This is a genomic window from Pseudomonas ulcerans (assembly GCF_036324125.1).
Classification (GTDB): domain Bacteria; phylum Pseudomonadota; class Gammaproteobacteria; order Pseudomonadales; family Pseudomonadaceae; genus Aquipseudomonas; species Aquipseudomonas ulcerans.
Genome location: NZ_JAZDQN010000057.1, coordinates 1 through 23,117 on the forward strand (window position 1 = coordinate 1; position 23,117 = coordinate 23,117).

A 23,117-nucleotide genomic window follows, 5' to 3' on the forward strand; every position below is an offset into this window, starting at 1 on the left:
GGGGGGGCGGGGGTGGGTGGGTTTCCCCGGGTTTTTCGGTGTTTTATTAAAATACCGTAATCGGGGGTGAACCCGCTCCCACAAGGTCCGCACAGATACCTGTTCTCATCGCTGCAAGCCAGCAATGAGCCCCGAAAAGAAACCCTCAATATTTGGGTAGATTCTCCAACTCCCCCGCCCGCTGCTTGGTCATGTCCACCTCGCAGCCCACGCCATTGAGCTGATCGATAGTGCCACCCGTCATCGTGTAGTACATCGCGCAGTTGGCATCCCGATAAGCCACCCACTTGCGCTGGGCATCCCTGAGCTTGCCCTTCTGCTCTTCACCCAGGCTTCCCATGGCCGCCTTGTAGTTCTGGTTCAGACGATCATCCTGGCGCTTCAGCTCGGCACCGGAGCATTCGCGCATGGCCGCCGTGGTATTGGCGCCCTTCATGCACTGGCTGTAACTGTCGGCCTGGGCCAGCGGGCTGGCGGCCAGCAGGGCCAGTGCGAAAATTCCAAGGTTCATCGGCAAACTCCATGTTGGGTAGTTCAGGACTCAAGGGGTTCCAGCAGGCAGGCGCGCATGACCTGGCCACGCAACCAGCGATGGGCCGCATCGCCTTCGCGACGCCCATGCCAGGCCTGCTGGAAAGCGAAGGCACGAATCGCCAGCGGCGGCGCAAAACAGCGTAGCCCACGAGGCGGGCTCAGCAGATTACGCCGGGCGACGGTGAGGACCAGGTCAGTGCCGGCGATCACTTCGGTGGCCGCCGTCCAGTGCGGCATGGCCAGGGCGACGCGGCGTTGCTCACCCAGAGCGGCCAGGGCCAGGTCGATCTCGTTGTCGGTGCCGGGGCGCACCGCCACCAGCACATGGGGACGGGCCAGCCATTGCGCCAGGGTCAGGCCGCCACGGGCCGGCAGCGTTTCACGATCGGCCAGGCAGGCAAAGCTTTCCTCGAACAGATTTTCCGCACGCAGCGGCGCGGCCAGGGTGGGAAAGACCCCCAGCGCGAGGTCGACCTCGCCATCGAACAGTTGGCTGAGCATGGCCTCGCGGCTGCCCTGGGTCACCACCAGATCCACCTCCGGGGCCTCGCTGCGCAAGGTACGAACCAGGCGCGGCAGCACCACCCGGGCACCGTAGTCCGACATCGCCAGGCGAAAGCTGCGCCGCGCCCGCAACGGATCGAAACCAGGGCTGCTGAGCAAGGCATCGAGCTGCTGCAAGGCTTCGCGCAGTGGCTGGGCCAGTTCCAGCGCGCGGGCGGTAGGTTGCAGGCGCCCGCCACGCCGCACCAGCAGCGGGTCGGCGAAGATCTCGCGCAACTGCGCCAGGGCATGGCTCACTGCCGGCTGGCTGCGGTGCAGGCGCAGTGCCGCGCGAGAGACGTGCTGCTCGGCCAGCAGGGCATGCAGGGTCAGCAGCAGATTGAGGTCGATGCGGCGCAGATCATCCATCTGGCGAATAGTCCGTGTGCAGAATTCGAATTTCCATCCAGCTTGTGGATAACCAAGACTGCCTCATGCCCGTCCTGTGTATCAAGGAGTCCGCCATGAACCTCAATCTCGCCCCTGCCGTCGTGCTGCTGCCACTGGTTGCCCTGCTCGCCGGTGCCGCCGTGCCGTTCCAGGCCGGCGGCAATGCCGCGCTCGGTCGCTTGCTCGGCCACCCGTTGTGGGCGGCGCTGATCTCGCTTTCAGTCAGCGTGCTGCTGGTGCTGCCGGCGCTGTGGCTGATGCGCGCACCCTGGCCACAGCTCGGCGCGCTGGCGTCGGCGCCATGGTGGGCATGGTTCGGTGGCGTGGCCGGGGTGGCTTACATCACCGCAGCACTGATCCTCACGCCGAAGCTGGGCGCCGCAGGCTTCATCGTCTGCGTGATCGCCGGGCAGGTGCTGTCGTCGCTGGCGATCGACCAGTGGGGGTTGATGGGCTTGCCGGAACGGCCAGTGAACCTGGCCCGACTGCTGGGCGTCGGGCTGATCGTGGTGGGGATGCTGGTGGTGCAGTGGGGGACCCGGCGCTGAGTACCGGGCCCCGCTTGCCTCAGAAGCCCATGCTGAAGCTGACGGACAGCGCATGGTCGCGCTGCTCGCTGGCCAGTTGCCCGGAATAACCGATGCCCAGCTTGCCCGCAGCGCCCACGCTGATATCCAGTCCCGCTTCCAGCACCGCCGCATCCTTGGCCAGCGGCACGCCCTGGCTGCTGAACGCCGCGCCGCCGTCGACGAAGCGCAGGTCGGCATCCGGCGTGGTGTCACCGAAGGCATGCCGCCAGCCCAGGCTGCCGCGCGGGGTAATGCTGGTGCCGTTGTCGAGCACGAAGCGCTTGCCCGCGCGCAGGCCGACGGTGGTAAAGGTGGCGTCCTGCTTCGAACTGGCCTCCAGCGCACCCGCCCCGCCCTTCTCACGGCCAGTGTCGCTGTCATAGTTGACGTAGGCGATGCCGGCGAACGGTTCCAGCGCCACCCCGGCGGCTTCGACGGTGTAGCCCACTTCGCCGAAGACCTGAGCGCTGCCGGCCTTGTACTTGGTCTTGAGTTCTTCGCGCTCGTTGCCCACGACGACATTGCGCTTGCTGTCGATGTCGTGCCAGCTGTAGCCGGCACCCATGCGTGCAGCAAAAGCGTCAAGCTGGTAGCTCAGGTAGGTCGCCAGGTGGTAGCTGTCCACAGAGGCGTCCGACCCGCGTGCATTGGCGTCCAGGCTGGTCTTGCTATAGCCCGCCGCGATACCTGCACGCCATTGCTCGTCGAGGTTGTTGTCGAAGCCGAGCATGAAACCGGACAGGTCGCGGTCGACGCTGGCGACACCGCTGCCACCATCATGGTTGGCCCAGCCGCCGAGCGCGGTCATCCAGCCAACACCCTGGCCCTGGCATCCGTTGCTGCTCTGCTGGCCGCTGGCCGGCGCCAGTACGCTGCGTGGATCACCGTTGCCGCAATCGCCTTGGCGCATGCGGTCGTTGACCGTGTTGCGCAGGTAGCGCGAGTCGTCCAGCAGTACGCTGGCGGTGCTGGCGTGGATCTCGCCGGACAGGCTGTCAAAGGCCGCCTGCGCCGAGGTCACGTCCATGCTGGTAATGGCACTGCGCAGACTGGCCGGCGCCGACGCCGAGTCCAGCGCCGCGGCGACGCCCCGTTGGTTGTCGCTCAGAGCCACGTCGGTGAAGGCTACGCCATTACGCGCCACCGACAGGCTGACCTCGTTGCTGCCGTAGGTCAGCGTGGTGTCGATGAAGGCCAGGTTCGACGCCACGCCCAGGCTGTCGATGTTGTCGCTGTCGAACGTGCCGCTGATGCCGCCGTCGGCAGTCAGCAAGGTATAGGTGGTATCACCGGCATAAGGCGCTGCGGCGAACAGGTTCAACCTGCCGGCCAGGTTGGCGATGCCGCCGACCGCCAGGTAGCGGGTCGGCAGCGGTGTCAGGTTGATGCTCAGGATACCGTCGCTGGCGTTGGTGAAGTCGCCGCTGACCGTCAGGTTGCCGTTCGGGCCTGGTTGCACGGTGCCATGGTTGACCACGCTGGCCACCGTGCCAGTACCGCTGAGGCCTGCGCCACTGTTGACCACCACTGCAGCATCCAGCACATCGCCCAGCGGCGCGGCGAACAGCGCCATGCGCGCGAACGAGGCCACCGCCGGCGGCACCTCGGCGGTCTCGCCCACCTGGAGCACGCCGTCCTCGACGGTGAAGTTGCCACTGAAGTCGTTGTAGCCGGTAAGCAGCAACCGGCCGTAACCACGCTTGAAGGTATTGCCAGTACCGCTGAGCGTTCCGGCGAAGGTAGCGTCGCTGTCCTGCTGGAACACCAGGCTGGCGTTGTTGAGAATCGCGCCCTGCAGGCTACCGCTGTTGCCCCTCAAGGTACCGGCGCTGATGGTGGTGCCACCGCTGTAGCTGTTGAGGCCGGCCAGGACCAGAGTGCCGTTGTCGCGTTTGTCGATGCCGCCGTCACCGATCAGTGGCATCCCGAGCAGCGTCGTTGCGCCGTCGGCGACGCGAATCGGCGCCTGGCTGCCATCACGACCAGCGAGTACTTCCAGGCTGGCGCCTTCGCTGCCGAGCAACTGGTAGCCCGAGGTGAGGAACTGCAGGCCGGTAGTGCGCTGAACCCCCTCGACGGTAACCGTGCCAGGCAAGCCCTGGAAGACCGCGAAGCTGTCGTTCCACACGCTGTCGGCGGCGCCATCGCTCGCCCCCCAGCTGGCGACGTCACTGTTCCAGATGCCTGCGCCGCCACCCCAGAAACGCACCTGGTCGCCGCTGCCGACGACCAGGTTGACCTGGCCGGCAACGCTGGTCTGCACCTGCATTTCGCTGGCCGCGACGCCCACTGGGAGCGTACCGAACCTCAAGCCGTTGTCGGTCAGCACACCGCCATAGTCGAACAGCCGATAGACGCCAAGGGCGAAGCCGCCATCGTCGACGATATCCAACCAGCCACCCAGGGCCAGGTTGCCGGCCACATTGACCAGACCTGGCGCATCGGCGACAGGCGCGCCAAGGTAGGCAAGCAGCGTCGAATGGTCGTCGAGCGACAACGAACCAACACTCAGGGTCTGGCCGCTTTGCAGCTCCAGGCGACCACCACCGACAACGGTCACTGCGCCGGCGGCCAGTCCGCTGCCCGCCAGTGTCGCGCCAGAGTTCACCTGTACCGCGGCACTTCCAAGGCTGCCATCGAGCACCAGCCTGCCGCTGCCGACCTGCACCCAATGGGTCAGGTTGTTGTCACCGGCAAGAGTGAGCGTGCCGAACCCATCCTTGGACAGCATCGCTGCGCCTTCGAGGGCCCCGTGGAAATAACCGCTGGAAACCGTGGTGTCAGCATTCAGCTTGACGACCCCGCCGCCCCCTAGCTGAAGGATCCGGGTGCTGCCGAGCAGCTCGAGGACACCGTCGACGTTCATTTGCCCCAACTGACTCGAAGATCCAGGCAGCAGACTCAGGGTGCCGGAGCGCAGGTCCCAGCCACCGCTGAAACCCAGGCTGTTGCCAATGGTGACATGGCGATCGCCGGAGACCGTGAGCATGCCGTAGCCGGAAAGCGGACCGGTGAGAACCAGATCCTGATTGCCGTTGAGGTTCAGCGCCCCCTTGACCGCAATGGTGTTGTCCAGCGACAACGCCAGGTCGTTGACCAGGGTGCCATTGGCCACGCTGAGCGAACTGGTCCCCAGTGCCCCGGTGGAGGCCAGCGCCAAGGTTCCGGATTTCAGTTCGATCTCGCTCAACCTGCTTTCGCCACCCAGGGTCAACCGACCGGAACCGTACTTGATCAGCGCAGCGGTGCCGGACAGATTGCCGTTGAGGGTCAGGTTGCGACTGCCACTGACGGTCGTGTAGCCGTCGATCCGCAGGTCATTGCCAAGGGTGACGGACGCGGCGCCCGCCTGCAGGTCCGAGATGCCGGCCATCTGCAGGCTGGCGTGCCCCAGGGCGTTGTCGTGCCCCACCACCAGGGTGCCGGTGCCGACCCGCAGCGTGCCATCGAAACGGTTGTCACCGTTCAGGCGCAGGGTGCCCTGGCCGGTCTTGGTCAGGGCCGTGGTGCCGGAGATCACGCCGTTGAGGGTGAGGTCGCTGGTGGTGTCGAGCACCTGGCTGCCGTCCAGGACCACCTGGTTTTCCAGGGTGGTCGCGACACGGTTTTCCATGCGGGTACCGTTGCCCAGGGTCAGGGTGCCGCTACCCAGCGCCATGCTGCTGCGCAGAAGCAGGCTGCCGCCGCTGATCCTGGTACCGCCCTGGTAGCTGTTCTGGCCCATGAGGTCGAGCACTCCGGCACCGGTCTTGTGCAAGCCACCGGCACCCTCGATGTTGCCGGTGAGGGTGAGCAAGGTGCCGACATTCATGTTGTCGATAGTCAGCTCGCCAGCCAGCTGGATCTGGTTGTTCAGGGCGAGAATGTACTCGTTCGCCAGGGTGGTACCACCGGCGGCGAAAAGCGTGCCACTACCGAGCTTGGCCCCGTTGCGCAGTTGCAGCCGCCCTCCGCTGAGCAGTGTGCCGCCACTGTAGTCATTGTCGTTGCCCGGGTTGGACAGGATCAGCGTGCCGCCGCCGGTCTTTTCCAGGCGCCCGCCGTGAATCGGCACATCGATCCGGCTGCTGATGCCGTCGTCGACCCGGATCTCGGTACGGCCACTGCTGTCGTTGACCAGGTTCAGGCTTCCAAGGCCCCTGACCAGCGCATAGCCGTCTCCCGTGAACTGGATGAATTGCACGTCATGCTTGCCCATGACCACGACATCGCCACCGACGCCCTGGAACACCGCACTTTTGCCGCCCCACTGACTGTTGCCGGCGCCGTCGTAGCGGGTCCAACTGGTGGTGTAGGCGTTCCAGACGCCCGCGCCCCCCTCGATGGCGCCATTGGCCACGGTCGAGGCTCCATCCCAGAACTGCAGATCCAGGCCCGGGGCATTGACGATGACGTTGACCTGCCCCGCCAGGCTGGTCTGGAGCTGCACGGTGCCGGACACCACGGAGGTCGGCAGGGAGCCAAGGCTGAAGCCGTTGTCGGTGAGCGTGCCAGCGTAGTCGATCAGGCGATGGACACCATTGCCCAGGCGGCCGTCATCGAAGACGTTGAGCGTGCCAGCGAGTACCAGATTGCCGGCGACATCGAGCATCGCCTTGGTGGAAGGCCTGGCGAGCACAGCATTGATCGCCCCGCCCTGCTCGATCACCAGCGAGCCGACGGACAAGGTCATGTCGGGATAGAGCGCCACGTAGCCACCGGAGCGGACCAGCAGCTCGCCCGCCAGCGTGCCGTTGCCATCGAGGCTGCCGCCATCGTTGATCCGCAGCAGATTGCTGTCGAGGCGGCCATTGACCCGCAAGCGACCCGCATCATTGACATCGATGGTGCCCGTCAGGGTGTTGTTCCCGCTCAAGGTCAGCACGCCGTAGCCGTTCTTCACCAGGTTGCCCGCGCCTTGCAGCGTGCCGGAGAACGTGGTGGTACGGTGATCGCTGCCTACGACCAGGGTATTGCCGCTGGCGATGCTCACCAGTCCATCGCCACTGAGGCTGCCGACGTTGGCACTGGCGTTGAGCAGCAGGGTGCCGGTGCGGCCGACCAAGAGACTGGCGCCATTACCCAGCCCATTGCGGCCCTCGACGTTGATCCGCCCCCAGTGCAGCTCGATCGCGCCGGAGAAATCGTTGTCCTGGTGCAGTTCCAGTGTGCCGAAGTCCTGCTTTAGCAGGGTTCCATTGCCACTGAGGCGCCCGGTCAGCGCCAGGGGCCTGGCGTTGACAAGATTGAGCTTCCCCTGCACCACGATGTTGTTATCAAGGCTCGTGGTGAAGGTCTGGAGCATGCTGTTACCGGTGACCGTCAGCGTCCCGCTGCCGAGGCCTCCGGCCTGGGCAACGTACAGGGTGCCCGATCGCAGCAAAGTACCACCGGTGTAGGTATTGACGCTGAACAGGTTCAGGGTGCCGGAGCCGGTCTTGATCAACTCCCCGCTGCCGGAGATCGCACCGGAGAGCGTCAACTGATTGTCCCCATCGACGGTGAGGCCGAGGCCCATCAAGGAGAAGTGGTTGCCCAGGGTGAGCCTGGCGACGCTGCTGACCAGGGTCCCGCCATCGACCAGAAAGGGATCGGTCCCCAACACCGCGCTGTCACCGATCAAGCGTACATCGCTGATCACCTCGGGCACCGCACTGGCCCACGCAGGCAGCGTGTGAAGAGCGGCAACAAGGCCAAGTGCTGCCAGGCCCACACAGATGGCCAGGGGCGTCCTGCGAGCGGGGAACGAACGACTGTGCACTACGGAACTCCATGTAAGGATCAGGCGATTCATCCTTGAATCGCGCGCGAAACGATCGCACAGCGGCGCAAATCAATTGAGCGCAGACAGTCGAACAGCCTGACCAGGGGAAAGTCGGGAAATCGGGAAGCGGGTGTTGTACATCAAAATGACATCACTCCGTGAGCCATTTTTCATTCGCGCCTTGAGTCGTTGACTTCGATCAGGCAGCCGTCGCGCCGCTCTCGAAGTCGAACGGCTGCAACGGCGGCAGACCATGAGCGGCCCGCGCATCGTCGCAACGCGGATTGTGCTCGCCGTTCTCCCAGGAGGCATCGAACTCCCGGCACGGGCTGGAGCGCTGTTCGTACATGGTGCAGGCCACCGCCTTGCCCACCTCGCCGGACAGGGAAATGCACCGCGTCGGCTTGGCATCGGTGCCGATCATGGCCACCCGGCTCGGGCTGATCTGCACCACCAGGTCATCCGGCACGCAGCCACCGGCCGAGGTGCACTCACCCCAGAAGAAAGACACACGAAAATGCGCGCAGCAGGCGCCACAGCTCAAGCAAGGATGGGTATCGGACATGATGTCGGGGGGACCGGGGGAGAATGGTCATGGGGAGAATCCCGTCGCCAATTCTATGCAACGGCGCGCCGTTGAGAAGGGGGTGAAGAAAAGAAATTTCGGCGCCCGACCGCCGTAATGAAAAAGCCCGAAGCGCCCGTATAACGGGGGCTTCGGGCTTTGCAGGCCTGGCTTAGACCTTGGCCGGTTTCACGCTTTTCGGCGGCTCGATGCCATCGGCACGGAACATCTGGCGGATGCCACGCACGGCCTGGCGGATGCGGTCCTGGTTCTCGATCAGGGCGAAGCGCACGTGGTCGTCGCCGTAGTCACCAAAGCCGATGCCCGGCGACACGCAGACCTTGGCCTCGGCCAGCAGCTTCTTGGAAAACTCCAGGGAGCCCAGGTGCGCGTACTGCTCGGGAATCTTGGCCCAGACGTACATCGACGCCTTGGGGTTGTCGACCATCCAGCCGATCTCGTGCAGCCCCTTGACCAGCACGTTGCGGCGCTGGCGGTACTGCTCGGCAATGTCCAGCACGCACTGCTGGTCGCCTTCCAGCGCCGCGATGGCCGCCACCTGCAGCGGGGTGAAGGTGCCGTAGTCGTGGTAGCTCTTGATCCGCGCCAGAGCGCTGACCAGCTCGGGGTTGCCGACCATGAAACCGATGCGCCAGCCGGCCATGTTGTAGCTCTTGGACAGGGTGAAGAACTCCACCGCGATGTCCTTGGCGCCCGGCACCTGCATGATCGACGGGGCTTTCCAGCCGTCGTAGACGATGTCGGCGTAGGCCAGGTCGTGGATCACCAGCACGCCATACTGCTTGGCCAGTTCCACCACCCGCTCGAAGAAGTCCAGCTCCACGCACTGCGACGTAGGGTTCGAGGGGAAGCCGAGGATCATCATCTTCGGTTTCGGAATGGATTCGCGGATGGCCCGCTCCAGCTCGGCGAAGAAGTCCACGCCAGGCACCAGCGGCACCGAACGCACCTGGGCGCCGGCGATCACCGCACCGTAGATGTGGATCGGGTAGCTGGGGTTGGGCACCAGCACCGTATCGCCGTGGTCCAGGGTCGCCAGCATCAGGTGAGCCAGGCCTTCCTTGGAGCCGATGGTGACGATGGCTTCGCTTTCCGGGTCGATCTCGACCTTGTAGCGCTCCTCGTACCAGCGCGAGATCGCGCGGCGCAGACGGGGGATGCCTCGGGAAGTGGAATAGCCGTGGGTGTCTTCGCGCTGGGCGACCTGCACCAGCTTCTCGACGATGTGCGGCGGCGTCGCCCCGTCGGGGTTGCCCATGCTCAGGTCGATGATGTCCTCGCCACGACGGCGCGCGGCCATCTTGAGTTCGGCGGTGATGTTGAAGACGTAGGGGGGGAGACGATCGATGCGCGCAAAGCGGCGCGGCGAACTGGAGTCGGCCATGCTTTCCTCGGAGACGTAAGCGCCCGGAACCGTCCGAGCGACGTTGGCCACTGCGGTGGCCGAGGGAGAAGATAGAACTGCGCGGGGATGGCTGTAAAGATTTATTTCATGAAGACCAGAAGCAACGCGTCCCCTGTGGGAGCGGGTTTACCCGCGATGACGTCGGTGGCTTCACTACCGTAATCGCGGGTAAACCCGCTCCCACAGAGGCCGTGTCAAGCCAACTGAGTGCGTTCGACAGACAAACAAAAACGCCCCGGAACCTCTCGGCTCCGGGGCGTCTTCGTCAGACCTCGCGTACTCAGTGCACGTAGGTCATCAGCACATCGACCGGCGAACGGGTATCCACCGACATCATCACGCTCAGGGCGGTGATGGTGAAGATGGAGAACGCGAACACCTTGCGCGCCCACAGGCGGTCGTCGGTCACCTTGTTGCCGCGCCAGGCCATGTACAGCCAGTACAGGCCCATGGCAGCGGCGACGGCCAGGTAGCCCAGGCCAGCGTAGCCGCCGACGGTGAGCATCAGGGTCGCGACGATGAACGCAACGATGTACCAGAGGATCTGCTTCTTCGCCGCCTGCACGCCACGCTCGACCGGCAGGACCGGGATCGACGCGGCACGATAGTCGTTGAAGCGGAAGATCGCGATGGCATAGGAGTGCGGCATCTGCCACAGGCTGAACATCACCAGCAGGGTCAGCGCAGCCAGGTCGAACTGGCCGCTCACCGCGCAGTAGCCGATGACCGGAGGCATGGCACCGGACAGGCTGCCAACCAGGGTACCGTGCACCGACTTGCGCTTGAGGTACAGGCTGTAGAAACCGACGTAGATGACGAAGCCGATCAGGCCGCACAGGGCCGCCAGGGCGTTGGCCTTGAAGTACAGCAGGCCGAAGCCGGCGACCCCGAGCAGGGTCGCGTAGGCCAGCGCAACGGGCGAGGAAATCGCCCCTTGCACCATCGCACGGTTCTTCGTGCGCTCCATCTTCACGTCGATGTCGCGGTCGATCCAGTTGTTGAAGACACAACCGGAGGCGACCACCAGCGAAGTACCGATCACCGTGGCGAGGAACAGCATGAAGTCGACATGCCCTTGCGCGGCGAGGAAGAACCCGCCCGCTACCGACAACACGTTGCCGAAAATGATTCCCGGCTTGGTGATTTGAATGTAGTGCTTAAGGGACATGCCGCCTTACCTCACTTCGCCATCATGCTGGTGTGGATGCTGAACATGATCCACAGCGACAGGCCGACCAGCAGTGCGATCACCAGCGCCGTGAACAGGAACGACGTCACGCTGGAGCGTGCCGCTTTCGAGCCATCCAGGTGCAGGAAGTAGTACAGGTGCACGACGATCTGGATCACTGCGAAGGCGATGATGACCAGCAGGGTCATGTCCTTCGGCAGGCTCGGGTTCATCACCAGGTAGAACGGGATGACCGTCAGGATGACCGACAGGATGAAACCGATGCCGTACGACTTGACGCTGCCGTGGTTGGCTTCGTCGTGGCCGTGGTTGTTTGCGTTAGCCATTTACAGAACCCCCATCAGGTACACGACGGTGAACACGCAGATCCAGACCACGTCCAGGAAGTGCCAGAACAGGCTCAGGCAGCTCATGCGGGTCTTGTGGGTGTTGGTGATGCCGTGCTTGTTGATCTGGTACATCAGGATCGCCATCCAGATCAGACCGGCGGTCACGTGCAGACCGTGGGTACCGACCAGGGCGAAGAAGCCCGACAGGAAGCCGCTGCGGCTAGGGCCGAAGCCTTCGCTGATCAGCAGGTGGAACTCGTTGACTTCCATGCCGATGAAGCCGGCACCGAGCAGCCAGGTGACGGCCAGCCAGGCCAGTACGCCACCCTTGTTGCCCTTGTACATCTGCAGCATCGCGAAACCGAAGGTGATACTGGAGAACAGCAGCAGCGCGGTCTCGCCCAGTACGTAGTTCAGCTCGAAGATGTCATGACCCGACGGGCCGCCGGCAAAGTTGCCGGACAGCACCGCGTAGGTAGCGAAGATCGACGCAAACAGGATGCAGTCGGTCATCAGGTACAGCCAGAAACCGAAGACGGTCATCTCGCTGCTGTCGTGGTGGTGATCGTCATGCCCATGGTCGTGACCATGGACATCTGCGTTGATTACATGACTGGACATTGATTACACCCGCTCAAACGATTCGACACGTGCACCGGCAGGCGCACCAGTGGCCAGACCCAGGGCTTTCATGCGCTCACCTTCGATGCGCGCAACTTCCTCGGCCGGAACCATGTAGCCCTGGTCGTCACGTGCAGCGTGGCGAACGAAGACTGCAACGGTGGCGAACAGGCTGACGCCGACCAGCCACCAGATGTGCCAGATGAAGGCAAAGCCGAAGATGGTCAGGAACAGGCCCATGAACACACCGGTGGAGGTGTTGTTCGGCATGTGGATCGCTTCGTACTTGGCCGGGACCTTGTACGCAACGCCGGCTTCCTTGGCTTCGTGCCAGGCGTCCAGGCCCACTTTCTCAGGCATGGTGGCGAAGTTGTAGAACGCTGGTGGCGACGAAGTCGACCATTCCAGGGTACGGCCGCCCCATGGGTCGCCGGTGACGTCCATGTTGTCCTTGCGATCGCGGATCGACACGTACAGCTGGATCAGCTGGCAAGCGATACCGAACAGGATCAGCACGGCGCCGACCACGGCAACGTACAGGTACGGTTCCCAGGCTGGGTTGTCCGAGTGGTTCAGACGACGGGTCATGCCCATGAAGCCCAGGGCGTACAGCGGCATGAAGGCCACGTAGAAGCCGGAGATCCAGAACCAGAAGGCAGCCTTGCCCCACTTCTCGTTCAGGGTGAAGCCGAAGGCTTTCGGGAACCAGAAGGCGAAGCCTGCTACGTAACCGAATACCGCGCCGCCGATGATCACGTTGTGGAAGTGCGCGATCACGAACAGGCTGTTGTGCAGCACGAAGTCAGCACCTGGAACGGCCAGCAGAACGCCGGTCATGCCACCGATGGAGAAGGTGACCATGAAGCCCAGGGTCCAGAGTACTGGCGCGGTGAAGCGCAGGCGGCCCTGGTAGATGGTGAAAAGCCAGTTGAACAGTTTGACGCCGGTCGGGATCGAAATCAGCATCGTCGCCAGACCGAAGAAGGTGTTGACGCTGGCGCCGGAGCCCATGGTGAAGAAGTGGTGCAGCCATACCGCAAAGCCCAGTACCGCGATCGCGCCCGATGCGTAGATCATCGAGTGGTGACCGAACAGGCGCTTGCCGGTGAAGGTCGAGGTAACTTCCGAGAACACGCCGAAGGCCGGCAGGATCAGGATGTACACCTCAGGGTGACCCCAGGCCCAGAACAGGTTGACGTACATCATCGGGTTCCCACCAAGCTCGTTGGTGAAGATGTGGAAGTCCAGATAACGGTCAACGGTCAGCAGTGCCAGGGCAGCAGTCAGGATCGGGAACGAAGCGACGATCAGCACGTTGGCCCAGGTGCAGGTCCAGGTGAAGATCGGCATGTCCATCAGCTTCATGCCAGGTGCGCGCATTTTCAGCACGGTCACCAGGAAGTTCACGCCGGTCAGTGTCGTACCGAGACCGGACAGCTGGAGTGCCCAGATGTAGTAGTCGACGCCGACGCCAGGGCTGTACTGGATACCCGACAGCGGTGGGTACGCAACCCAGCCGGTCTTGGCGAACTCGCCCACGCCCAGGGAGATGTTGACCAGTGCAACGCCGGACACCAGCAGCCAGAAGCTCAGGGAGTTGAGGAACGGGAAGGCCACGTCGCGGGCGCCGATCTGCAGCGGCAGCGCCAGGTTCATCAGGCCGGTGAAGAATGGCATCGCCATGAAGATGATCATGATCACACCGTGGGCGGTGAAGATCTGGTCATAGTGTTCAGGCGGCAGGTAGCCCTCGGCGCCACCGGTGGCGGCCGCGAGCTGGGTACGCATCATGATCGCGTCGGCGAAGCCGCGGATCAGCATCAGCATGGCGACGATGATGTACATCACGCCGATCTTCTTGTGGTCGACCGAGGTCAGCCACTCGGACCAGAGGTAGGTCCACTTCTTGAAATAGGTGATTGCCGCGAACAACGCGATACCACCGAGCGCGATCATGGCGAGAGTCACCATGACGATCGGCTCGTGATACGGGATCGCGTCCAGACTTAATTTACCGAACATCTCTTACTCCTCTGCCCCGGCAGCTGAATGCATACTCACGTCCATCCCTTCGGTACCCTTGGTGGCCGCTGCTTCTTTGTGCTCGGCCTTCTCGTGTACCACCGGCTTGCCGCGGTTCATGCCTTCGTACTTGTCGACGATGGTCTGGAACTGGTCGGCCGGCGCCACGCTGTACAGCGCGACTGGATTGTTTTCGCTCGGTTTGGCCAAGGCTGCGTATTCAGCTTCGTCCAGCTGCTTTGGCGATTGCTTGACTTCGTTCACCCACGCCTCGAAATCGGCCTGGGAGGTGGCGACTGCCTTGAACTTCATGCCGGTGAAGCCGGCACCGCTGTAGTTCGCCGAGATACCGTCGAACTCGCCGTTTTCGTTGGCGATCAGGTGCAGCTTGGTGGTCATGCCGGCCATCGCGTAGATCTGGCCGCCCAGCGCCGGGATGAAGAACGAGTTCATCACTGCATCGGAGGTCACGCGGAAGTTGACCGGGGTGTTGGCCGGGAAGACGATCTTGTTGACCGTGGCAATGCCTTGTTCCGGGTAGATGAACAGCCACTTCCAGTCCAGGGCGACCACGTCGATCTGCACCGGCTTCACGTCGGAAACCAGCGGACGATACGGGTCCAGCTCATGGGTGGTTTTGTAGGTGACGACGCCCAGGGCGATGATGATCAGGACCGGGATGGTCCAGACCGCCACTTCGATCTTGGTCGAGTGCGACCAGTCCGGGGTGTACTTGGCAGCCTTGTTGGAAGCACGGTACTTCCAGGCGAACGCCAGGGTCATGCAGATGACCGGAACGACCACCAGCAGCATCAGGCCGAAGGCGATCAGGATAAGGTTCTTTTGCTCAATGCCGACCTGACCCTTCGGGTCGAGCAGGGTCCAGTTGCACCCACTGAGTAAAAGCATGCCTAAAAAGGGCAGAATGCCAAACAGTCTGGGGTAACGCTTTTTACTCATCTCACGACCTCTAGATCAGCTTGCTTCAATGCAATTTGTGTTTTGGTCGCCAACACTTCGTCCTGCCTAGTGTCAGCATTTACGGGCGAATAAGGTCATACCTTGAGAAGCGGCGCTGCTCGGCATAAACCTTGGGTGATGCGTGGTTATTGTTCTGACTTCGTGGGCAACAGGCCTGTATTTCAGACCAAGTCCATTTGGTGCGGAAAATCACGGAGGGGAGTCAGCCCGGCATCGCCGCGGGCGATGCTCGTCGAAGTCAGCGAAAAAGGCCTCGGGGCCTTTGAAACTGCGACTTAGCAAGCAGTGCCGAACGGAAATTGGGGGCGATTGTAGATAGGTCGCCCCCCCTTGACTATGACTTATTGAGCAACAGTCTTTTACAGGATGCGTAACAATAGGGGGTAAAAAATCAGTTTCGCGACAGTTTGTCGCACCCACCCCAATAGCTCTGAAACGCCCGTACCACAAGGGCTTTGGGTTGACGCAAGTCAATCGCCCTGTGGGCATTGTGGGAAATTTCGCCGCACAAGGGACTTGCGTCAAAACAGGACTTTTGTCTAACCCTGGCGACGGTTGCGCCAGATGCCCAGCGGCACCAGCACGGCGGTCAGGACGAATGCTACAAGTGCCCACTGTGCAAGGGAAAGTCCCAATACAGGTGGGTATGGCGTGGAGCAGAAACCGTCGACCTGGAACACCAGCGGCAAGACCGAGGCCAGCGGAAGTCCGTCGACGATCGGTTGCAGGGTATCGATGCCGCAACTGACGGACGGATTGGCCAGGATATAGACGTGGTTGCCGGCCGCCGCGACGCCGCCCAGGGCACTGAGCACCACCAGCGCCTCGAACAGGGTCAGGCTGCGCTTGCCGGGCATGGCCGCGCCGATGAAGGCGAACAGGGCGATCAGCAGCAAGGCATAGCGTTGCAGGATGCACAGCGGGCAAGGCGCCTCGCCGAGGACGATCTGCATGTACAGGGCGCCGCCGATCAGCGCCAGGCAGATGACACCCAAAAGGACCAGGAAGCGCCGTTCGCGATTCAGGCGCTGCGATTGCTCGTTCATTGGCATTCCCTTCACTCAGTGGTTCGGCCGCGCGACATTCGCGGGGCGCACAAGATGACCGTGCGCCGGCCGAAAGTCTACAGGCAGACCATGAAACAGAAGTGAAGTCCGCGTGAAAAGGGGCAGGCGCGGAGAGGAAGTGAAGCGGAGGGAGATTAAAGAGAGATTAATGATGCAAGAGACGACGCAAAACCCTGTGGGAGCGGGTTTACCCGCGATTGCATCGGTGAATTCACTATCGCAATCGCGGGTGAACCCGCTCCCACAAGGTCGGTGATGGTCCTACTGGCGAGGGTTACTCCAAGGCGGCAGCCGGCCCGAAGAACTCGTAGCGGCTCTGCCCTTCCGGCACCCGCAGCGCCTTCAGGTGGCGCTTGATCGCCGCCATGAAGCCCTTGGGCCCGAGGAAGTAGGCGTCCAGGTCACGCTCCTGCGGCAGCCATTGGTCCAGCTGTTCCTGGCTCAATTGCCCCAGGGCATCCCCCGGCAGGCTCACGCCGTCATCCATGTCATAGCAATAGAAGCGCTTCAGTTGCGGATTGCGCGCCGCCAGGGCATCCACGTGCTCGCGGAAAGCATGCACCGCGCCGTTGCGCGCGCAGTGGATGAAGTGGATCTGCCGCCCACTGTCCAGCGCCGCATCGAGCATCGCCAGGGTCGGCGTGATGCCGACGCCGCCGCTGATCAGCACCAGCGGCTTGTCGCTGGCCGTCAGGGTGAAGTCGCCCGCCGGCGGGAACAGGTTGATGCTGTCGCCGACCTTGAGCTGGTCATGCAGATAGTTGGAGACCTTGCCCTCGGCCTCGCGCTTGACGCTGATGCGGTACAGGCGGCCATCGCCCAGGGTCGACAGCGAGTAGTTGCGGCGCTGCTCGACGCCATCGATCACCAGTTGCAGGCCGATGTACTGGCCCGGCTCGGCCACCAGCACCGGCTTGCCATCCACCGGGGCAAAGTAGAAGGACAGGATCTCCGCGCTCTCCTCCACCCGCTCCACCAGGGTGAAGGCCCGCGCACCGCGCCAGCCGCCGTTGGCCTGCTCCTTGGCCTGGTACATGCCTTCCTCGGCGCCGATTAGGATATCGGCCAGTTGCTGGTACGCCGCGCCCCAGGCCTTGAGCACTTCAGAGGTGGCGATCTCGCTGCCGAGCACTTCCTCGATGGCGCGCAGCAGGCAGCTACCGACGATCGGGTAATGCTCCGGCAGGATCTGCAAGGCCACATGCTTGTTGACGATCTGCCCCACCAGGCCGCCAAGTTGCTCCAGTTGGTCGATGTGCCGGGCATACATCAGCACGCCGTTGGCCAGGGCGCGCGGCTGGTCGCCACTGGCCTGGTGGGCCTGGTTGAACAGCGGGCGCACCTCGGGGTACTCGCTGAGCATCATCTTGTAGAAATGGGTGGTCAGGGCTTCACCACCGCTTTCCAGCAGCGGAACGGTGGCCTTGATGATTGCACGGTCTTCGGCGGTCAACATGAAACGACTCCTGAGCCTATGGGCTTCTGGTTAAACACTACGAAGGTCTTTTCAGAATCCGTGCCAACCATTAAGCCCAATGAAATCAGGCAGTTGAAAGCCATGAGAGTCAATTTGACCCATATGCTGGTAGAGTCATAAAGACCAATAGGAGTCATTATGACCGCAAAGTCCCTGCTCACCGCCCTGCTGCCCCTGGTCAGCGACCTGTCCCGCGAGCTGCCCGAACGCGAACGCTACCGGCGCCTGCTGGAGGCCATGCGCGCCCTGCTGCCCTGCGACGCCGCCGCGTTGCTGCGCCTGGACGGCGAGTGGCTGGTGCCGCTGGCGGTGGACGGGCTCAGCGCCGACACCCTGGGTCGGCGCTTCCGGGTCAGCGAGCACCCGCGCTTCGCCGCCCTGCTCAGCCGCAACGAGCCGACCCGCTTTGCCAGCGACAGCGAACTGCCCGATCCCTACGACGGCCTGGTGGAGGGCCTGCACCAGCACCTGGAAGTCCACGACTGCATGGGCTGCCCGCTGTTCGTCGACGAGCGCCCCTGGGGCCTGATCACCCTCGACGCGCTGACCCCGGGCAGCTTCCAGCAGGTCGAGCTGGATTCCCTGCAAGCCTTCGCCAGCCTCGCCGCCGCCACGGTCAACGTGGCCCAGCGCATCGAAGGCCTGACCCTGCGCGCCGAGGTCTACCGCCAGGCCAGCGACCAGCAGCAGAAGGAACTGATCGGCCAGAGCAAGGCGCACAAACGCCTGCTGGAGGAAATCCGCCTGGTCGGCGGCAGCGACCTGACCGTGCTGGTCACCGGGGAAACCGGGGTCGGCAAGGAGCTGGTGGCCCAGGCCATCCACCAGGCCTCGGCGCGGGCCGACAAGCCGCTGATCAGCCTCAACTGCGCGGCCCTGCCCGACACCCTGGTGGAAAGCGAGCTGTTCGGCCATGTCCGTGGCGCCTTCACCGGCGCGGTAGGCGAGCGCCGCGGCAAGTTCGAGCTGGCCAACGGCGGCACGCTATTCCTCGATGAGGTGGGCGAGCTGTCGCTGATGGTCCAGGCCAAGCTGCTGCGGGTGTTGCAGAGCGGCCAACTGCAGCGCCTCGGCTCGGACCAGGAGCACCGCGTCGATGTGCGCCTGATTGCCGCCACCAACCGCGACCTGGCCGAGGAAGTCCGGGCCGGCCGCTACCGCGCCGACTTCTATCACCGTCTCAGCGTCTACCCGCTGCCCGTACCGGCCCTGCGCGAGCGTGGCCGCGACGTGCTGCTGCTGGCCGGCTACTTCCTCGAACAGAACCGCTCGCGCATGGGACTCAACAGCCTGCGCCTGAGCGCCGAGGCGCAGGCCGCGCTGCTGGCCTACAACTGGCCGGGCAATGTGCGGGAACTGGAGCACCTGATCGGTCGCTCGGCGCTCAAGGCCCTCGGACAGCATCAGGACCGCCCGCGGATTCTCACCCTCGACGGCAGCGACCTGGACCTGCCGGGCGTCGCCAGCCAGGCGCCGGTCATCCCTGCCGCGCCTGCCGTGGCGGACACCGGCGGCGACCTGCGCCAGGCGCTCGATCATTACCAGCGCCAACTGATCGGCCAATGCCTGGAACGTCACCAGCACAACTGGGCCAGCGCCGCCCGCGAGCTGGGCCTGGACCGGGCCAACCTGGCGCGTCTGGCACGCCGGCTTGGCCTGCGCTGATTTACGGATATGCTAAAGCGCTGAGCCGTCGGGTCGATAACCCGGCACCAGCCCACGAAATTCATCAACACGAAGGTTTCTATGTTCTCGCAAAAAGCCCGCGCGGACTCGCTGTCGCTGCTGCTGTTCACCCTGCGCAGCGGCAAGCTGATGGCGATCAACCTGCTCAAGGTCAGCGAGATCATTGCCTGCCCGCCCCTGACCCGCCTGCCCGAGGCCCATCCTCACGTCAAAGGCGTGGCGACCCTGCGTGGCCATTCGCTGCCGGTGATCGACCTGTCCCGCGCCATCGGCGAGCGACCGCTGGCCGACCCCAACGGCGGCTGCCTGATCGTCACCGACATCAGCCGCTCCAAGCAGGGCCTGCATGTCCAGGCGGTGAGCCGGATCGTCCACTGCCTGAGCACCGACATCCGGCCGCCACCCTATGGCTCGGGGGACAAGTCCTTCATCACCGGCGTGACCCGCATCGATGACACGCTGGTGCAGGTGCTGGATATCGAGAAGGTCATCCACACCATCGCCCCGGTCCACCACGACGACTCCCCGGCGCAGCTCAGCGACGAGGATGCGACCATCCTCAAGGCGACCAACATACTGGTGGTGGATGACAGCCAGGTGGCGTTGCAGCAGTCGATCTACACACTGCGCAGCCTCGGCCTGGAATGCCATACGGCGCGCAGTGCCAAGGAAGCCATCGGCGTGTTGCTGGAGTTGCAGGGCACGGACCAGGAGATCGACGTGGTGGTCTCGGATATCGAGATGTCCGAAATGGATGGCTATGCCTTCACCCGGACCCTGCGCGAGACGCCGGATTTCCAGCACCTTTATGTGCTGCTGCACACCTCGCTGGACAGCGCGATGAACAGCGAGAAGGCCAAGGCAGCAGGGGCGAACGCGGTGTTGACCAAGTTTTCCTCGCCGGAGTTGACCGACTGCCTGATCGTCGCGGCGCGCACGGTGGCCTTTACCGAGCGCTAAGAGCGACGCATACCTTGTGGGAGCGGGTTCACCCGCGATTGCGTCGGTGAATTCATTATCGCAATCGCGGGTAAACCCGCTCCCACAAGGTTCACCTCCCTCTGGCATACTCCGGCATCAAGCCTCCAGAGGAGACACTTCCCCCATGAAAGCGCCCATCCTCGCCCTGCTCCTGCTCGCCCCCCTCGCCCACGCCTCCAGCGACCAGGCCTGGGCCGAGCACGACAAGCAACTGCTCAAGGCCTGCACCGCCGCCAGCCAGCTCAAGGACGTCCGCGCCCTGGGCAAGAGCGCCGAATTCGACGACCGCAGCGGCTACTCCGCCCTGCTCCTGCAAGGCCGCTACCCGCAAAAGCACATGAACAACCGCAAGGGCAGCGAGCTGTGCCTCTACGACCGCCGCCAGAAGACCGCCTACGTCACTGAATGGACCCCGGGCAAACCGTGAACAGCACCGCCGAGACGATCCACTTCAACTGCACCGGCTGCGGCAAGTGCTGCACCGGCCACCATGTGCCGCTGACCCTGGGGGAAGCCCGCCAGTGGGTCGACGACGGCGGCCAGGTCATCGTCCTGGTCGAGGCTTTCCTCGGCAACGGCCTGGGCTTGCCCGCCGCCCAGCAGGAACACGCCCGCCGCCGCTCCTGCGCGGTGCCCTGCGGCAGTACCGAAGCCTTCGTCGCCATTACCTTCGCCGCCTTCAACCCGGGCCCGTGCCGCAACCTCGACGCCGAGCTGCGCTGCATGATCTACGAGCGGCGTCCGCTGGTGTGCCGCATCTATCCGATGGAGATCAACCCGCATATCCCGCTGCGCCCGGAAGCCAAGGACTGCCCGCCGGAAGCCTGGGGCCACGGTGACGCGCTGATCCATCGCGAGCACGTGGTGGATCCGCAACTGATGGAGATGATCGAACGCTCACGCCAGGCCGACCGCGACGATATCCGCGACAAGGCCCTGATCTGCCAGCGCCTGGGCATCGACACCAGCGCCCTGAAGGGCAATGGCTTCACGGCGTACCTGCCGGACACGACGGCGCTGCGACAGGCCATGCTGGACACGGCTGCCGATCCTTCGGCGAAGCTCGCCGCGTGGGTTCTTCATGTGGAGGATGGCGACCTTGCCGGAAAGCTGGGCTCGGCAGGGGCCAGGGTCACCGGCACGAGCGCCGGGCACTACAGTTTCATCGGGTTCTGATCCGGCGCGCTATTGGCGCCGGCACCAGAACTCTTCGGCCAGGCGGCGCAGGTCTTCGGCAAGGCCGGCCACGTCGCTGGCGGTGGAATGACCGCGCTGGCCGGCGCTGACGCTCTGCTCGCTGGCCTCGCGGATGCTGATGATATTGCGGTTGATGTCCTCGCTGACCAGGCTCTGCTGCTCCACCGCCGCAGCGATCTGCATGCTCATCTCGCTGATCTGGTTGACCCGCTGGCTGATGCCGTGCAGCGCCTGGGTCGCGTGCTGTGCCTGCTCGACGCTCTGCCCGGCGTGATCGCTGCTCTGCTGCATCGCCACCACCGCGTCCCGCGCGCCGCTCTGCAGCACGGTGATCATGCGCTGGATCTCGCCGGTCGACTGCGCCGTGCGCTGGGCCAGGCCACGTACCTCATCCGCCACCACCGCGAAGCCACGTCCGTGGTCGCCGGCCCGGGCAGCCTCGATCGCTGCATTGAGGGCCAGCAGGTTGGTCTGCTCGGCGATGCTGTGGATAACCTCCAGCACACCGGAAATCTCCTCGCTGTGGTTTTCCAGGGTATGCACCACCTCGGTGGCCTGGGCCAGGGCGTTGGCCAGTTGCAGGATGGTGCTGCGGCTCTGGTCCACCAGTTGATGGCCGACCTGGGTCTCGCCTTCCGCCTGGTCCGCCGCCTTCGAGGCCTGCTGGGCGCTACTGGCGACTTCGGCGACCCGCGCGGCCATGCGGTGGATGGCGTCGGCGACCTGGTCGGCGTCGCCCTGCTGGCCCACCGTGGTGGTGTGGCTGTGCTGCAGGTGGCTGGCGAGGTCGGCGGTGTGTCCGGCAAGGCGCTTGGAGGTGTCGCCGATACGTCCGACCACCGCGCCGATCTGCGCTTCGAGCATCTGCAGGGCAAACTCGATCTGCCCCACGGTATCGCCGCGACCGGTGTACAGCTGCTGGCTCAGGGGGTTGTCGGCGATATCGCGGGCACGGCGGCCAAGTTGCTCAAGCGGACCCAGGACCTGGCGCACCAGCAACGTGCCGAACCCGGCGAACACCAGCCACTCCAGCGCCCCCTGGAACGGGATTTCCGGCAGGAGCCAGCGGCTGCCACCCAGTACGACGGCCAGCAGGCCGCCCAGCCCCAGGCTCAGGCGCGCGCCCATGCCCAGGCGTGGCAGGCGCGTGCCCAAGGTCTGCTTGCCGCTGCGCAGGTCGGCGTACAGGCGCTCGGCGGCCTCGACCTGAGCCCGCGTCGGCTTGGTCCGCACCGACTGGTACTCCACGGTCTGGCCGTGGCTGGTAATCGGCGAAACGAAGGCGCTGACCCAGTAGTGGTCGCCGTTCTTGCAGCGGTTCTTCACCAGTCCCATCCACGAGCGGCCCTTCTTCAGGGTCTGCCACATGTGCTCGAAGGCCGCCGACGGCATGTCCGGGTGACGCACGATATGGTGTGCGCTGCCGATCAGTTCATCCCGGGAAAACCCGCTGACCTTGATGAACTCGTCGTTGGCGTAGGTGATGGCACTCGTCAGGTCCGTGGTGGAAAGGATGTTCGCATCCACGGGGTAATCCACATTTCGACCGGTAACAGGCAGGTTGCTCTTCATCGAGAGGCGCTCGTCGTTCGGGGTGGGGGGTAGAAAGCAGGGCGCAGATACTACGTTCGCCCCTTGGATCCAACCTTGACCCAGAGCAGCATAAAGGCCTATTGCCAGCACCCTTGATCGGTGCTAAAGCCACCTGACAGCCGTGACAGGTAGCCGTCACGCTGCTGACCGTGTCTGTCCTCTATAAGTGATACAAGCCCTTCCTCCTTTCTGCCGGCACTCCTG

Annotated in this window: 17 protein-coding genes and 2 pseudogenes; 5 read left to right on the forward strand and 14 right to left on the reverse strand. The window is 64.0% G+C overall.

Annotated elements, in window-relative coordinates:
• Positions 1-145: 145 nt before the first annotated feature.
• Together V0R59_RS28950 and V0R59_RS28955 are read right to left on the reverse strand one after the other, a co-directional pair.
• A complete protein-coding gene (locus V0R59_RS28950) occupies positions 146-511 on the reverse strand; it encodes a lysozyme inhibitor LprI family protein (protein WP_330077935.1) in 366 nt (121 codons plus the stop codon).
• A 23-nt stretch (positions 512-534) separates the two neighbouring features.
• The gene (locus tag V0R59_RS28955) at positions 535-1,446 is read right to left on the reverse strand and encodes a LysR family transcriptional regulator (RefSeq protein ID WP_330077936.1); all 912 of its coding nucleotides are present in this window, start codon (positions 1,444-1,446) and stop codon (positions 535-537) included.
• A gap of 95 nt (positions 1,447-1,541) precedes the next feature.
• Between V0R59_RS28955 and V0R59_RS28960 the strand changes: the two genes are divergently transcribed.
• Positions 1,542-2,015, forward strand: a complete 474-nt coding sequence (locus V0R59_RS28960) for a DMT family transporter (RefSeq protein WP_330077937.1) — start codon at positions 1,542-1,544, stop codon at positions 2,013-2,015.
• 19 nt (positions 2,016-2,034) lie between these two features.
• Here V0R59_RS28960 and V0R59_RS28965 read toward each other — a convergent pair whose 3' ends face one another.
• The 10 genes from V0R59_RS28965 to hmpA all read right to left on the reverse strand — a co-directional run bounded on the left by V0R59_RS28965 (position 2,035) and on the right by hmpA (position 17,435).
• Positions 2,035-7,656, reverse strand: a complete 5,622-nt coding sequence (locus tag V0R59_RS28965; RefSeq protein ID WP_330077938.1) for an autotransporter domain-containing protein — start codon at positions 7,654-7,656, stop codon at positions 2,035-2,037.
• A 322-nt stretch (positions 7,657-7,978) separates the two neighbouring features.
• Complete coding sequence (locus tag V0R59_RS28970) at positions 7,979-8,344, reverse strand: YkgJ family cysteine cluster protein (RefSeq protein WP_330077939.1); 366 nt, start codon at positions 8,342-8,344, stop codon at positions 7,979-7,981.
• Positions 8,345-8,516: 172 nt separating this feature from the next.
• Positions 8,517-9,749, reverse strand: a complete 1,233-nt coding sequence (alaC, locus tag V0R59_RS28975; protein ID WP_330077940.1) for an alanine transaminase — start codon at positions 9,747-9,749, stop codon at positions 8,517-8,519.
• 301 nt (positions 9,750-10,050) lie between these two features.
• Positions 10,051-10,938 carry a heme o synthase gene (cyoE, locus tag V0R59_RS28980; protein ID WP_330077941.1) on the reverse strand — a complete coding sequence of 296 codons (888 nt, stop codon included), beginning with the start codon at positions 10,936-10,938 and terminating at the stop codon, positions 10,051-10,053.
• An 11-nt stretch (positions 10,939-10,949) separates the two neighbouring features.
• Positions 10,950-11,285 carry a cytochrome o ubiquinol oxidase subunit IV gene (gene cyoD / locus V0R59_RS28985; protein WP_330077942.1) on the reverse strand — a complete coding sequence of 112 codons (336 nt, stop codon included), beginning with the start codon at positions 11,283-11,285 and terminating at the stop codon, positions 10,950-10,952.
• A complete protein-coding gene (gene cyoC, locus V0R59_RS28990; protein ID WP_330077943.1) occupies positions 11,286-11,909 on the reverse strand; it encodes a cytochrome o ubiquinol oxidase subunit III in 624 nt (207 codons plus the stop codon). It lies immediately after the preceding gene.
• Positions 11,910-11,912: 3 nt separating this feature from the next.
• Positions 11,913-13,931: a cytochrome o ubiquinol oxidase subunit I gene (gene cyoB / locus V0R59_RS28995; RefSeq protein WP_330077944.1), complete on the reverse strand. Its 2,019-nt coding sequence runs from the start codon at positions 13,929-13,931 to the stop codon at positions 11,913-11,915.
• A gap of 3 nt (positions 13,932-13,934) precedes the next feature.
• On the reverse strand, positions 13,935-14,891 hold the full coding sequence (gene cyoA, locus V0R59_RS29000) for a ubiquinol oxidase subunit II (RefSeq protein WP_330077945.1): 957 nt from the start codon (positions 14,889-14,891) through the stop codon (positions 13,935-13,937).
• A 560-nt stretch (positions 14,892-15,451) separates the two neighbouring features.
• Entirely contained in the window at positions 15,452-15,958 is a 507-nt protein-coding gene (locus tag V0R59_RS29005; protein ID WP_330077946.1) for a disulfide bond formation protein B, read from the reverse strand.
• 295 nt (positions 15,959-16,253) lie between these two features.
• Positions 16,254-17,435, reverse strand: a complete 1,182-nt coding sequence (gene hmpA, locus V0R59_RS29010; protein ID WP_330077947.1) for an NO-inducible flavohemoprotein — start codon at positions 17,433-17,435, stop codon at positions 16,254-16,256.
• A 159-nt stretch (positions 17,436-17,594) separates the two neighbouring features.
• Here hmpA and norR point away from each other — a divergent pair, with 159 nt between their 5' ends.
• The 4 genes from norR (at position 17,595) to V0R59_RS29030 (ending at position 21,299) form a co-directional block, all read left to right on the forward strand.
• Entirely contained in the window at positions 17,595-19,121 is a 1,527-nt protein-coding gene (gene norR / locus V0R59_RS29015) for a nitric oxide reductase transcriptional regulator NorR (RefSeq protein ID WP_330077948.1), read from the forward strand.
• Between the two features lie 81 nt (positions 19,122-19,202).
• Positions 19,203-20,102 carry a chemotaxis protein gene (locus V0R59_RS29020; RefSeq protein WP_330077949.1) on the forward strand — a complete coding sequence of 300 codons (900 nt, stop codon included), beginning with the start codon at positions 19,203-19,205 and terminating at the stop codon, positions 20,100-20,102.
• Positions 20,103-20,247: 145 nt separating this feature from the next.
• The gene (locus tag V0R59_RS29025) at positions 20,248-20,550 is read left to right on the forward strand and encodes a hypothetical protein (RefSeq protein ID WP_330077950.1); all 303 of its coding nucleotides are present in this window, start codon (positions 20,248-20,250) and stop codon (positions 20,548-20,550) included.
• The gene (locus V0R59_RS29030; protein WP_330077951.1) at positions 20,529-21,299 is read left to right on the forward strand and encodes a YkgJ family cysteine cluster protein; all 771 of its coding nucleotides are present in this window, start codon (positions 20,529-20,531) and stop codon (positions 21,297-21,299) included. Before V0R59_RS29025 ends, V0R59_RS29030 begins: the two co-directional genes overlap by 22 nt.
• Before the next feature lie 9 nt (positions 21,300-21,308).
• On the opposite strand, the pseudogene V0R59_RS32095 reads toward V0R59_RS29030, so the two are convergent.
• Both V0R59_RS32095 and V0R59_RS32100 read right to left on the reverse strand, forming a co-directional pair.
• Positions 21,309-22,301, reverse strand: a pseudogene (locus V0R59_RS32095) (methyl-accepting chemotaxis protein); the annotation flags it as partial.
• A gap of 309 nt (positions 22,302-22,610) precedes the next feature.
• A pseudogene (locus V0R59_RS32100) lies at positions 22,611-22,892 on the reverse strand (PAS domain-containing protein); the annotation flags it as partial.
• Positions 22,893-23,117: the final 225 nt, after the last annotated feature.

What these genes read in the sequence shown, in the direction of transcription:
- V0R59_RS28960 (WP_330077937.1), top strand. Translation starts at nt 1,542, where the DNA reads ATGAACCTCAATCTCGCCCCTGCCGTCGTGCTGCTGCCACTGGTTGCC.
- hmpA (WP_330077947.1), bottom strand. Translation starts at nt 17,435, where the DNA reads ATGTTGACCGCCGAAGACCGTGCAATCATCAAGGCCACCGTTCCGCTG.
- norR (WP_330077948.1), top strand. Translation starts at nt 17,595, where the DNA reads ATGACCGCAAAGTCCCTGCTCACCGCCCTGCTGCCCCTGGTCAGCGAC.
- V0R59_RS28950 (WP_330077935.1), bottom strand. Translation starts at nt 511, where the DNA reads ATGAACCTTGGAATTTTCGCACTGGCCCTGCTGGCCGCCAGCCCGCTG.
- V0R59_RS28970 (WP_330077939.1), bottom strand. Translation starts at nt 8,344, where the DNA reads ATGTCCGATACCCATCCTTGCTTGAGCTGTGGCGCCTGCTGCGCGCAT.
- alaC (WP_330077940.1), bottom strand. Translation starts at nt 9,749, where the DNA reads ATGGCCGACTCCAGTTCGCCGCGCCGCTTTGCGCGCATCGATCGTCTC.
- V0R59_RS29005 (WP_330077946.1), bottom strand. Translation starts at nt 15,958, where the DNA reads ATGAACGAGCAATCGCAGCGCCTGAATCGCGAACGGCGCTTCCTGGTC.
- V0R59_RS29025 (WP_330077950.1), top strand. Translation starts at nt 20,248, where the DNA reads ATGAAAGCGCCCATCCTCGCCCTGCTCCTGCTCGCCCCCCTCGCCCAC.
- V0R59_RS29020 (WP_330077949.1), top strand. Translation starts at nt 19,203, where the DNA reads ATGTTCTCGCAAAAAGCCCGCGCGGACTCGCTGTCGCTGCTGCTGTTC.
- cyoB (WP_330077944.1), bottom strand. Translation starts at nt 13,931, where the DNA reads ATGTTCGGTAAATTAAGTCTGGACGCGATCCCGTATCACGAGCCGATC.
- cyoE (WP_330077941.1), bottom strand. Translation starts at nt 10,938, where the DNA reads ATGTCCCTTAAGCACTACATTCAAATCACCAAGCCGGGAATCATTTTC.
- cyoD (WP_330077942.1), bottom strand. Translation starts at nt 11,285, where the DNA reads ATGGCTAACGCAAACAACCACGGCCACGACGAAGCCAACCACGGCAGC.
- cyoA (WP_330077945.1), bottom strand. Translation starts at nt 14,891, where the DNA reads ATGAGTAAAAAGCGTTACCCCAGACTGTTTGGCATTCTGCCCTTTTTA.
- cyoC (WP_330077943.1), bottom strand. Translation starts at nt 11,909, where the DNA reads ATGTCCAGTCATGTAATCAACGCAGATGTCCATGGTCACGACCATGGG.
- V0R59_RS29030 (WP_330077951.1), top strand. Translation starts at nt 20,529, where the DNA reads ATGGACCCCGGGCAAACCGTGAACAGCACCGCCGAGACGATCCACTTC.
- V0R59_RS28955 (WP_330077936.1), bottom strand. Translation starts at nt 1,446, where the DNA reads ATGGATGATCTGCGCCGCATCGACCTCAATCTGCTGCTGACCCTGCAT.